The organism is Yaniella sp., from assembly GCF_030453185.1.
In the GTDB taxonomy this organism is placed as follows: Bacteria; Actinomycetota; Actinomycetes; order Actinomycetales; family Micrococcaceae; genus Yaniella.
The window spans coordinates 1-12,179 of record NZ_JAKDKW010000015.1 but is presented as its reverse complement, the minus strand read 5'-3'; the positions used below and the strand labels follow the sequence as shown (position 1 = coordinate 12,179).

At 58.2% G+C, this 12,179-nt stretch carries 9 protein-coding genes; 5 read left to right on the top strand and 4 right to left on the bottom strand.

Annotated features, from left to right (window positions below; translation table 11 throughout):
• Nucleotides 1-255 precede the first annotated feature (255 nt).
• The gene (locus L0H14_RS03870; RefSeq protein WP_301416145.1) at nucleotides 256-1,536 is read left to right on the top strand and encodes an isochorismate synthase MenF; all 1,281 of its coding nucleotides are present in this window, start codon (nucleotides 256-258) and stop codon (nucleotides 1,534-1,536) included.
• A gap of 16 nt (nucleotides 1,537-1,552) precedes the next feature.
• Here the strand turns inward: L0H14_RS03870 and L0H14_RS03865 are convergent, their stop codons facing one another.
• From L0H14_RS03865 to L0H14_RS03850, 4 genes are all read right to left on the bottom strand, one after another.
• Nucleotides 1,553-2,392, bottom strand: coding sequence for a sugar nucleotide-binding protein (locus L0H14_RS03865; RefSeq protein ID WP_301416147.1), 840 nt, complete (start codon nucleotides 2,390-2,392; stop codon nucleotides 1,553-1,555).
• 15 nt (nucleotides 2,393-2,407) lie between these two features.
• Nucleotides 2,408-3,343: a hypothetical protein gene (locus tag L0H14_RS03860; protein WP_301421408.1), complete on the bottom strand. Its 936-nt coding sequence runs from the start codon at nucleotides 3,341-3,343 to the stop codon at nucleotides 2,408-2,410.
• Nucleotides 3,344-3,431: 88 nt separating this feature from the next.
• Nucleotides 3,432-5,189, bottom strand: a complete 1,758-nt coding sequence (gene menD, locus L0H14_RS03855) for a 2-succinyl-5-enolpyruvyl-6-hydroxy-3-cyclohexene-1-carboxylic-acid synthase (protein WP_301421407.1) — start codon at nucleotides 5,187-5,189, stop codon at nucleotides 3,432-3,434.
• 19 nt (nucleotides 5,190-5,208) lie between these two features.
• Nucleotides 5,209-6,219 carry an o-succinylbenzoate synthase gene (locus L0H14_RS03850; RefSeq protein WP_301416153.1) on the bottom strand — a complete coding sequence of 337 codons (1,011 nt, stop codon included), beginning with the start codon at nucleotides 6,217-6,219 and terminating at the stop codon, nucleotides 5,209-5,211.
• 19 nt (nucleotides 6,220-6,238) lie between these two features.
• Between L0H14_RS03850 and L0H14_RS03845 the strand changes: the two genes are divergently transcribed.
• The 4 genes from L0H14_RS03845 to L0H14_RS03830 are packed head-to-tail and all read left to right on the top strand — an operon-like array spanning nucleotide 6,239 to nucleotide 11,871.
• A complete protein-coding gene (locus tag L0H14_RS03845; RefSeq protein WP_301416155.1) occupies nucleotides 6,239-7,213 on the top strand; it encodes a phosphatase PAP2 family protein in 975 nt (324 codons plus the stop codon).
• 33 nt (nucleotides 7,214-7,246) lie between these two features.
• A complete protein-coding gene (locus tag L0H14_RS03840; protein ID WP_301416157.1) occupies nucleotides 7,247-8,716 on the top strand; it encodes an NCS2 family permease in 1,470 nt (489 codons plus the stop codon).
• 18 nt (nucleotides 8,717-8,734) lie between these two features.
• Entirely contained in the window at nucleotides 8,735-10,912 is a 2,178-nt protein-coding gene (locus L0H14_RS03835) for a S9 family peptidase (protein WP_301416159.1), read from the top strand.
• Nucleotides 10,909-11,871, top strand: a complete 963-nt coding sequence (locus tag L0H14_RS03830; protein ID WP_301416162.1) for a diaminopimelate dehydrogenase — start codon at nucleotides 10,909-10,911, stop codon at nucleotides 11,869-11,871. The genes L0H14_RS03835 and L0H14_RS03830 overlap by 4 nt, the downstream gene beginning before the upstream one ends.
• The last annotated feature ends 308 nt before the right edge of the window (nucleotides 11,872-12,179 follow it).

The window sequence follows — 12,179 nt, the reverse complement described above, 5'->3', positions numbered from 1 at the left end:
GCATTTGTCCCGGCAAACGCAAGTATCCGTCCGATACAAGGATCCTCGACTCAACGATGTGTGCGTCTTTTAGGCTGACGAACCGCACGGTGTCGCCGTTTTTGCAGCCACGCCCATAATAGTGCTCTACGAGGCCAGAAAATCGCATGCCGTGGCATTGAGCAGCCCTCCGTCAAAAACCTGCACGATTGTAATGGTGTCTTCATTGTCCCACCACCGCGCACAAGCGCAAAAACCGGTACATTATTGCTTATCATGTCTTTTACCGCCGCAGCTTTCTCACTGACTGACGCACAATTGGCACAGCTCCCCGATGGTCTCATCGGCAAGGCCACTAGTGCGTTTTCGCGCAACCGTCACGGCAAGCTTGGTTTTGGTGAACGCTACCGCTTCACCACTTGCGGTCCACAGCGGTTCGTACAGGCTCGAAATCGCTGGTCCGAGCTTACGGCTGTTCCGAAAGCTGAACTGCCCCACGGCCTGACAATGTGTACTCCGATATGCTTTGCCGCGTTTACCTTTGATGCACGTTCCACCGTGGAATCACTCATGGTCGTTCCGAAATTCGTGCTCGATACTTCAGCTGGCACCATTCGCTTGGCCTATATTTACGATGTGACGGAGCAAGTGCCGAGCCAGGACGTCCTCTTTGACATGTTCCTTGCTGATTTGCCTGAAGATTCCGGGAAGAACATCCGAGCTACGTTTCGCAACGATGCCGCGCACATGTCGGAAGACGATTTTCGACAGGTAGTCGATGAGGCTGTGCAACGCATCGATAGCGAAGAATTTTCAAAGATCGTTTTGGCCCGTGATGAGCGCGTGCATGCTCCAGCAGGATTCCATATTCCCGCAACCATGCGTGCGCTGGCCGACGATAACCCAACCGCTTGGACCTATAAAGTTGGCCCACTGATCGGTTCAACGCCGGAACTGCTCATCGGTCGCAAAGATAACGCGGCCAACGCTCGCGTGCTCGCCGGAACTGTCGATCGTGACATCGCCGTCAATGACGAGTTGATAGCCGAGCAGCTTTCGGAGAATCCCAAGCAAATTTTTGAACACCAGGCGGCCGTCGATTCACTGGTGGAAAAACTCTCGCCTTTTGCCACAGCTCTCAATATTTCCGACTCACCCTTCGTTTTGACGCTGCCAAACGTGTATCACCTAGCAACAGACATTTCAGCTGAACTGACAGCCTCAACCTCGGTGCTTGACCTGGTCGCAGAGATCAACCCCACAGCAGCTGTGGGAGGCACACCACGTCGTGCCGCGCTTGATGCTATCTGGCAGTTAGAAGCCGAAAAACACGGTATGGACCGTGGATTGTACGCAGGTGCTGTGGGCTGGCTGGATGCCAACGGCCATGGAGAATTTGGGATCGCCCTGCGTGGCAGCGTGATCGAAGACGAACATCACGTTCGCGTGTATGCGGGCTGCGGCATCGTCAATGGTTCTGATGCTGCCGCAGAACTGGCCGAAACTCACGCAAAAATGCGTCCCATGAAAAAGGCTCTTCGAATGTCGGCTCGCTGACAGGCAGTACACACTTCTACGGCTCGCGGGCATCAATGATGCTGTCGTAACCTTCTCGATAGGTGGGATATGTGAGCGCTCCGACCAATGTGCTGAGGCGATCCCCACTGAGGATTCGCCCACCACTATTGCTCGGTTCAAGGGCTGGCGGCGGGGGCACCTTTAGTCGGGTGGCGATGTATTTTACGACGTCCCCTAGCAGGGCACCCGGTGCTTGGTCACTAGCGTGCACGACTTTCGGCGGCTCATCAAGTGTGATCATCGCATACAGGGCTCTTACCAGGTCGGTCTGGTGAATCCGGTTTGTTTGCCGCTCATATTGCACCGGTTTCTGCCCGAAGACTTTGCGGATGAGCATTTCTCGGCCGGGACCATAAATCCCAGCGGGTCGCATAATATGAGCACCAAAGAGTTTGACGGCCAGGTGTTCGCCTGCCACAAGTGTTTCACCACGTTGCGATGCCGGTGCGACAGAATCTTCCTCGGCGAGAGGCCGTGGAGCTGTCTGACCTTCGAAGACTCTGGTGGACGATACAAACACCACACGGGCTGGGATGCTCGGCATCGCCTGTGCAAGATGCTGCAAGGCCACCAGATACCCGTTTCCGCCTGCAGGATCTTGCATCGTGGGTGCCAAGGTCACGACCATAGCGTCGACCTCCGGCAAAGTGTCTGGGGTCGGTTGCAAGAGATCTACCGCCAGGCGAGTAAAAGTTGACGGCAGTTGGCTCGGGTTGCGCCGCAGTGCAGCGACCTGCGAGCCCGCCGTTGTCAGTTGCTCGCCAAGCTGTGTTCCCACTTGGCCGCAGCCAACCAGTAGCGTGCGATCAGGGACAGACGATCGACTATAAGTCATGTGATGGAGCCCCGTTTACTGGTAGGAAACGAACCAGGGCTTCGGTTCTACGTCAAAGGTTTGTTGCGGCGAAAACATCGGCTCGTCTTGACGGTAGAAGTTCTTCCACGCCATGCGCATATCGTCCGGGAGATCTTCCCGCAGCAAATCCCAGGTGGCAAATTTATCTTGCGCTGCACCGTGACCATCGGCGTGTAGGACCATAGCCAGTTCCGAATGATCTGTATTGACCTGTTCTCGACCTCGAATCATCGACTGTCGGAACTGGTGCAAAATCACCATTTTCTGCGGGAGATCATTCTCCTCGGTCAGCTCAGCGAGCCACTCGGTAGTCTCGTTAATTTCGGCAGCACTGACCGAACCGATCTGTTCCATATGCACTTGGCCCTCAGACAATCGCCATTCCGGATCCAGTGCCAGCCCAACGTTGGGTCGCTTCAGCAGGTCTTCGTAGATTTTTGCCTGCGTCAAGAAATCAGCGTGACCAGGCTGCAAATCTAACACCACGTAGACGTCGTGCTCTTCGGCGACTTTGACGTATTCTGCAATATCTTCCGGATCAGACTCCGCCGAATAGTTACCGTCGTCCCCGGGATGTTCGGAGGCCAACGTCACAATGATTTCAAAGGCCGGGTGTATCTCTTCATCACTGTGTGCCTCATACATCTCAGCCAGTTCAATCGCACGATCAGCTGACTCCTCCGGTGATTGTTCCCCCAAAGCGCCCAATGCGGGATAACTCGGGTGTCCATACAGTGCAATAAAGCGTTTATCAGGAAATAGCTCGGTCCCACCGCCTACGAGTTCCGGCGGCTCTTCGGTAGGAGTCGGCGATGGTTCAGGGCTGGATTTCGGTGGGGCCGATGGCTGCGATGACGGCTCAGATCCGCAGCCGACAAAGAGTAAAGCAGCAGTCAAACAGGTGGCTAGAACACTCGAAAATCGACGCATGGACCCCATATCTAGGCAACAAATGTCAGGACATTCTCAAGCCTATATGGTCACCAGGAACTCGTGCCGCAAGTGTCCCGCCTCCCGCCTACACGAATGTGGCCCGAACGGCAGTTTGGACTGCGGCATGTACTTGCGGGCGCTGACTGCGGTCCGAGACAACTTCCAAGACCCGACGGCCAGCCGTAGGATCCCCGAGAACGTGGATGAGTTGTTGCTCGGAAGTCAATCGTTCGTGTTTTATCCCATGGGCTGCACACAGCGCACCGATATCCACGGTATGCGGAGTGCCAAAGAAGCGTTCAACGACCGAGGACATGCCCGGCCGTTCAGCGACTTCACCGTGCTCCAGGCCGTGGAAGATGGCCCCACCGGAGTCGTTAATCACGACGATGTCTAGGTTGGGTTCCTGCTCTGTCGGACCGATCAGCAAACCATTGGTGTCATACAGGAACGTGAGGTCACCAACCATGAGGGTGGTGCGCTCGCCAGTCGCGAGGCTAATGCCCGATGCCGTAGAGACCGTTCCGTCAATACCAGCCAAGCCTCGATGAGCGAAGACCGTCGATGTGGGTTCGGCCGGTGGGCGCCACGACAAATCGACATCACGTATCACCGACGACGAGCCAAGAACCAACTGCCCCAACGCAGTGGCTGAGACCAGCTGTGCGGTGCGCATGGCGCCCGGCTTACCTACGGTTTGTTGACGGGCCGTCAGTGCTTGTTCCAGAGCTCGCTGGGCACGTTGGGCTGCTGACTGCCAGGAACCTAACCAGCCGGGAGGGCCACTACCGGCGAATTCTGCCAATCCTTGTAGGTCACCGATGAGCTGTTCCTTGCGCGCGCCCGGTGTGAACCACCCGACCGGTTGCGGATGATACAGCGCGGATTTTACGTCGTCGCGCTTCAACAGGCCTTGCAGCTGCCGAGACAGTGTTGGTCGTCCGAACAGCACGATCCGCCGAATGTGTCCGCCCAACCGGTGAGCCTGTTGGCCTAGGCCGCCGTCGGATCCCAGAAGATACGGGTAGGCGGCGATAGCGTTGCGTGAAAACCTAGCGTTTGAGGATGGTTCAGCAAACAGTGGCAGGCCCAGCGCCATGGCAAAATCGTGTGCGACAGGGCCGGCGCCGTGGCCGGCAACCACAACCGTGTGGCGTTCGCGCAAGTCGGTGGCTTCGACGAGCTCCTCTTGATACGAGTGGCCCCGGTTGTGCCAGCGCTGGTCGCTGGTGAAGCGCGGCTGGGACTGGGGGGCAGTAATGACCGGCAGCACACCGGTCTCCGCGCCGGGACTCACCGTCAGCTCGTCTGGCTCGGGAATGAGTGGTTCGCGGAATCGTGCGTTGACATGCACCGGCCCGGTCGGCGAGCTTGCGTTGCCTGCACCGACGGCGAGCGCACCCATGACTGAAGCGTGGGTTTTGGCAAAGTTTGCGGCATCGCCAGTAACGGTTATCGAGGTGCGAGCATGCACACCGAATAAATCTCGCTGATCGGTCGTTTGGTTGGCCCCGGTGGACTGAATTTCGGTGGGCCGGTCGGCTGTGACGGCTACCAGGCGAATATCTGCGTGTGCGGCTTCCATCATGGCCGGCATAAGGTTACCGGTTGCAGTGCCGGATGTGGTGACGACTGCGGCTGGGCGACCCGAGGCTAGCGAGATCCCCAAAGCGGTAAATGCAGCGGAGCGTTCGTCGATCCGCACGTGGAGGTGCAAACGTTTTTGATCGGCCACTTCGGCCAAAGCATACACAAGTGGCGCGGATCGTGAGCCGGGACCGATGACGACGTGTTGCACGCCGGAATCGCGGAGGGCGGTCACTACGGCTCGTGCGGTATCCATGGCATCCATGCGGTCCATCCTACGCCTTGGCTGATAAAACGCTGTGAGTTTTGGAGAGTCGAGTTTGCCACCATGCTTGACGTTCCGCCGGCAGTTTCAGTTGCTCAATGATCGCAGGATCTGGTTGCGGTGCGGAACCCGCCGTGAGATAACCCTCGACGGCGCGGGCCGGTGTTGCCGGTTCGGTAGTAAACAGTGCGGCGGTGGCCAACCCGCAGGCATGGTCCAACTTCGGAAGGGAAGCGGCAAGTGCCACTCCCGCGGCGATACCGACAGACGAGTCCAGCGCGGAAGAGACCACGGCATCGAGCCCGGAGGCCGCAACGATAGACAGTGCACGTCGTACCCCACCAAGCGGTTGGACTTTGACTACGATCAGATCGGCGGCATTGGCCTGGGCAACAGCCAAGGGATCGGTCGCTTTGCGGACTGCCTCGTCGGCGGCAATTAAGACGGAACTGCCGGTAGCTCGCAAATCGGCCCGGAGTGCTGCCAAGGGCTCTATGCCGGCAACAGGCTGTTCGGCATAGGTTAGAAAATCCAGGGCGGTAATGACTTCAAAGGCCTGCTGATGGGTATAGCCGGCATTGGCATCAATACGAATCTGGGCGTCCGGGAGCAACTCACGGACCCGTTTGACCCGGGCAATATCGGTGGCCACATCGGGGTCGGCGACCTTAACTTTCACCGCGGGTACCGGGCCAAACCGAGCGAGCACTGCCTCGACGTCGTCGACAGCTACCGCGGGGACCGTGGCGTTGACGGGTACCTGATGGCGCACCGGGTCGGGCCAGCCGTGCCATCCGGCTTCAATGGCGGCTGACAGCCAGGCGGCCGATTCTTCGGGCCCGTATTCGGGAAATGGGGAAAACTCCGCCCATCCGAGCGGCCCTTTGAGGAGCATGACTTCGCGCAGGGTTGTGTTGCGGAACTTGGTGTTCATGGGTAAGCCGATTGCTACAGCGTTTGCGGCCAGTTCTTCCAGTCCAACGTCAGCATTTAGCGGTAGGATGTGTGAGTTATCGACCATGTAGCTAGTCTAGGCCCCAATGATGCATCCCGATTCTGCGTATCTTCCGGAGGACAACCTGCCGGAACCCCGGCGTGCGCGCCGGCTGCTTCGTGTACCCGGATCCCGTATCTGGGCCTGGATAGTGCTCATGCTGGCGATGGCAGCTGGCCTGTGGGCGACATTCCAAAATTTTGTGCTGTCGTCGCGAGGCCAGATCCTCGACCACGCCGCACTGGCCTCGGCAACGGCTCGCTTACAGTCGCTCCACGAAGCATCGGTAAGTCTGCTGGCAGACCTGCCCATCGTGGTGGCCACGATCGCTGCCATCGGTTTCCTGGTGCTCACGCTGTGGCGACGACGCTGGGCGGCCTCCCTCATAGTCGCCCTCACGTTCGCTGCGGCGAACCTCACGACCCAGGTACTCAAAGCCCTACTGGAGCGCCCTGATTTCCCTAACGGTGTGCCCTATTACACCGGAAACTCACTGCCATCCGGTCACGCCACGTTTGCGACCGCAGCGTTTGTGGCCATGTTCTTACTGGTGGCCCCGCGCTGGCGTTCGGCCGTGGCATTCACCGGCGCAATTTTTGCAACGGTAATTGGGGTCGCCACATTTTTGGACGGCTGGCATCGCCCGGCCGATATCATCGCGGCCTATCTTGTCGTGGGACTGTGGACTTTGATCGGCGGGCTCATCATTTTCCGAGTATCACGGCAGTGGAATGTGATTTCCCCGCGGTCCAGAGCGCAGTACGTTTCCATGACAGAAATTGTATTGTGGCTCATGGCCATCGTTGGGCTCGGCGGCGCCATCGCCGTGGTGTTCTTCTCCGGCGGGGTCGACAGTCTGCCCGACAATTTGGACGGTTTCGTCCCCTCCGCACGTTGGTTCGTCTTCGGGGCCCTGCTCATCGGTGGTTCGGCAAGTCTGGTCTTTGGCGTACTGGCCAGCTTTTTCCGTTGGGAAGCCGGCCGTGAAGCTCCTGACGACGTCGGTTCCGACTTCCGTTAACCGCCGACGGGATATTCGTTCTAGGATATTCCCATGTCTTCGCTGCGCACACTGAATCACCGGGACGTCGAGCCCAAGAACAAAATCGACAAGTTCTTCAAAATTTCCCAGCGAGGTTCGAGCCTGGGTGCCGAGCTTCGTGGCGGTCTGGCCACCTTCTTGGCTATGAGCTACATCATCGTGCTCAACCCACTCGTCCTCTCGGGCCAAGACGCCGCCGGCAACACTCTCGGCATCTCGGCGGTCGCCGCATCCACCGCCCTCATCGCCGCCGTCATCACCGTGCTGATGGGACTCTGGGCGAATCACCCCTTCGGACTGGCCGCAGGTCTCGGCGTCAATGCGCTGTTGGCCATCACGATCGCTACCACCCCGGATCTAACGTGGCCCGAAGCCATGGGCTTGGTGGTCATCGCCGGCCTGGTGATGGTGATCTTAGTTCTCACCGGATTCCGTGAAGCCGTGTTCCGGGCGGTTCCGGAAAGCATCAAAACCGGCATCGTTGTTGGCATTGGCTTTTTCATCGCCCTCATCGGCCTGGTCAATGCCGGTTTTGTACGTCGTCTGCCTGATGCCGCCGGGACCACGGTTCCCTTGGGACTGGGTATCGACGGCGAGCTATCGGGCTGGCCAATTCTGGTGTTCATCGTCGGATTCTTCCTGACCGCCATCCTGGTAGTGCGCAGAGTTCCAGGAGCCATCCTGATCGGCATCGTCGGTGCCACCATCCTGGCCAATATTTTTGAGGCCGTGTTCGACATTGGCCCATCGGTGGATGACCAGGGCAACGTGAATCCCGAAGGTTGGAGCCTGGTCGCACCGGCCATGCCGGACTGGACAATCCCGGATCTGAGCTTGCTGGGGAGCTTCTCCTTCGGGGCGTTTTCCTCCATCGGATCCATCGCGGCCGCCCTGCTAGTTTTCGCAATTTTGCTGTCTGTATTCTTTGATGCGATGGGCACCTCGGTCGGCCTGGCGCGCGAAGCCGGCAACGTTGACAACGACGGCAACATCCCCCGGTTGGACCGCGTCCTACTCGTGGATGCGCTGGGTGTCACAGCCGGTGGTGCAGGGTCGGCGTCGTCAACACAAATTTTCGTGGAATCCGGCACCGGCATTGGCGAGGGTGCGCGCACCGGCTTCGCCTCGGTTGTCACCGGCATCTTGTTCTTAGCCGCGATGTTTTTGACCCCGCTGATCTACCTGGTGCCCTTCGAAGCCGTTGCACCTGCACTGGTCGTGGTTGGTTTCATGATGGTCTCGCAGGTCTCCCAAATCGACTGGTCCGATATGGGTGCCTCGTTACCGGCTTTCCTCACATTCGCTCTGATGCCCTTCACATACTCGATCGTCAACGGCATTGGCGCTGGGATCCTCGCCTACGTGGTCATCCGCACCGGTCAAGGTCGAGTCCGCGAAGTACACCCGCTGCTGTGGGTTGTAGCGGCCGCATTTGTGCTGTTTTTCGGGATGGGCGTATTTGAAAACCTCGTCGGCATCTAAGTACCTATAGTGGAGACTATGACTTTTATCCCTCCAAAAGCCCCTCGTAAACCCGTCACCGCCATGTATCACGGCGTAGAACTGGTGGACAACTGGGACTGGCTCAAAGATCCGGACGACCCCGAAACCATCGCGCACCTCGAAGCGGAGAACACTTACGCCGAGGCGGTTACCTCCGATCAACAACCACTACGCGATCAGATTTTCGCCGAAATCAAATCCCACACCGTGGAAACTGACATGTCGGTGCCTTCCCGTATTGATAACTGGTGGTACTTTACCCGCATCGCAGAAGGTGCGCAGTACGGAGTGCACTGCCGTGTGCCGGTTCAAGGTGACTCCTGGGAGCCGCCAAAGATCCAGCCGGGCGTGGTCCTAGACGGCGAACAAGTGCTGTTGGACGGCAATGTTGAGGCCGAAAAGGTTGCGTTCTTTTCGCTGGGTTCGATGACGGTCTCCCCCGACGGCAACCTGCTGGCCTACCTCGTCGATGAAACCGGCGACGAACGCTTCACGTTGCGGCTGCGCGATCTCACCACTGGAGAACAGTTCGCCGATGAAATCTCCGGGCTGTCCTACGGTCTTGCGTTCGATCCCTCCGGTGAACGCCTCTTCTACTTGGAACCGGATGCCTCCTGGCGCCCATACCGTTTGAAGTCCCACCGCATTGGCACCCCGGTATCCGACGACGTCTTACTCAATGAAGAACCCGACCCGCAGATGTGGAGCGGGTTCGGGGTAAGCCCCGATAAGACCAAACTCATTTTGGAACTGGGCAACTCCGAGGTTACCGAAACCCACATCATGGATCTGACCGATCCTGCTGCCTCACTGGAACTGCTGATTAGCCGCGACGTTGGCTCGCTGCACGATGTACTACCCGTCGGTGACCAATACCTCATCACCCACAACCGTGCCGCCGATGGCACGCCGGTGCCAAATAATGAAGTCTCGGTGGTGGACGCCGCAGCGATCCACGACCGTTCTGCCTGGCAAACCGTCTTCGCCCACTCCCCCGTGATCAAGCTGGACGGCGTGGGGGTCACTCGCGAATACCTCTTTGCCGCGGTGCGTGCCGAAACCACCCCGCGCATGTGGGTGCTCCCACTAGAAGGTATCGGAACACCGGCTCAGGCAAAGGCCGTTGAGCCAGCATTTTCTGAGGAACTATACTCAGCGTTTCCGCTGGGCCAACACTACGATTCGCCATATATTCGGCTGGCCTACACCTCCTGGATTACGCCCGCGCAGATCCTCGATTACGATCCGGTCAGCAATTCTTCCAAACTGCGCCGGCAAACCGAGGTTCCCGGCTACGATCCGGAAAACTATCTGGTCGAACGCTGGTGGGCGCCGGCAGAATCTACGGACCGCCAAGTAGCCATCCCGTTGACTGTCATTCGTCACAAAGACATCGAGTGGGACGGAGATAATCCGGCGCTGATGTACGGTTACGGCTCGTATGAGGCCTCGATGGACCCGGGTTTTGGTGCCGCGCGGCTCTCACTGTTGGACCGCGGCGTCGTCTTTGTTGTCGCCCACGTGCGGGGTGGCGGCGAATTGGGCCGTGCCTGGTACGAAAACGGCAAGAAACTCGCCAAGAAGAACTCGTTCACCGATTTTGTGGACGCCACCCGTTTCGTTGCCGCTTCCGGTTGGGTCCACCCCGATAAGATCGCAGCGATGGGCGGTTCCGCCGGCGGCCTGCTGATGGGCGGAGTGCTGAATCTGGCGCCCGAACTCTATCGAGTCTGTGTCGCTCAAGTGCCGTTCGTCGATGCCCTGACGTCGATTCTTGATCCAGACCTTCCCCTCACCGCGTTGGAATGGGAAGAATGGGGCAACCCGATCGAGGACAAGACGGTCTTTGACTACATGCTCGAGTACACGCCATACCATAATGTTGCCAAGGCTAACTATCCGGCTATTGCAGCTGTTACGTCACTGCATGACACTCGTGTGTTGTACGTAGAGCCCGCAAAGTGGGTGCAGCAGCTGCGCGAAACGGTGACCTCGGATCAAGAGACCCCACTGGACCAGGGCGGCTCCCCCATCGTCTTGAAAACTGAGATGGAGGGTGGCCACGGCGGCGCTTCGGGCCGGTACCGCGCCTGGGAAGATCGCGCTTGGGATTACGCCTTCATGCTGACTGCACTCAACGCTCAACAACCAAGATTTCAACAGGAGAACGCATGACCATTAAAGCTGGAATTGTTGGCTACGGTAACCTCGGCCAGGCCGTTGAATACCTGATCAATGCCCTCGACGATTTCGAACTGTTCGGCATTTTCTCACGCCGTGCAACCCTCGATACCGACGCCGCCGTCTATCCGGTAGCTGACGCTCATAAGTACAAGGACGACATCGATGTGTTGTTCTTGTGCATCGGTTCGGCCACGGATATCCCGGAGCAGGCCACGAGTTTTGCCGAGCACTTCACCACCGTCGACACTTACGATAATCATTCCAAGGTGGCTGAGCATTACGCGGCCATGGATAAGGTCGCGCGCGCGAACGACAATGTCTCGGTTGTGTGTACTGGTTGGGATCCCGGGCTGTTCTCGATGAACCGGGTGCTGGGTCTTTCCTTATTCCCAGAACCGGTGCAGAACACGTTCTGGGGCAAAGGCCTGTCGCAGGGTCACTCCGATGCTGTTCGTCAGGTCTCCGGTGTGCAGCGCGGCGTGCAGTACACGATTCCTGCTCAGTCGGCGATTGATAAGGCACGTGCCGGTGATGGTCAGGGCCTTTCGAAGACGACGTCTCACGAACGTATTGTATATATCGTTGCCGATGACGCCGAGCAGGATCGTATTCGTGAAGAGATCGTGACGATGCCAGACTATTTCGAGCCCTATGACACCACCGTGCATTTCGTATCTGATGAGGAATTCGAACGCGATCACAAGGGTGCGCCCCACGGCGGTTACGTGATCACGACCGGCGAGCTACAGGGCCACACTGCCAAGGTTGAATTCAGCTTGGCATTGGAGTCGAATCCGAACTTCACTGCCGCAGCCATGGTTGCTTTCGGGCGTGCAGCTGCGCGTTTGAAAGAGCAACGCAATGTTGGCGCCTATACGGTGCTGGAAGTACCGCTGTACTTGTTGAGCCAGCAGTCCCTTGAAGACATGATGCAGACCGGCCTGGTCTAATACTTCTGATTTCAATTGCCCCGTTCTGGAATCTTGTTCCGGAACGGGGCTTTTACATCACAAGTAGTGTTTGCATCTCAAATTTCGTTGACCTGAGACCATTGCAACAAGGCCGCCGGACGGCAGACGAGGCGAAAGACACCCCGGTTAGGCGGCGATGCGGAGTGTAGCGGTCCATTCCGTGGTGGTGTAGCAGTCTGTCGAGAGTCTGAGCTCAGGTAATGGCCGCTTGTCTGGTGGTTCCCGTCTATCAGGTGGGATTCCCTCCAGCACCGGGCCGGTGTCTTTGGCATACTGATGCCCGGTAG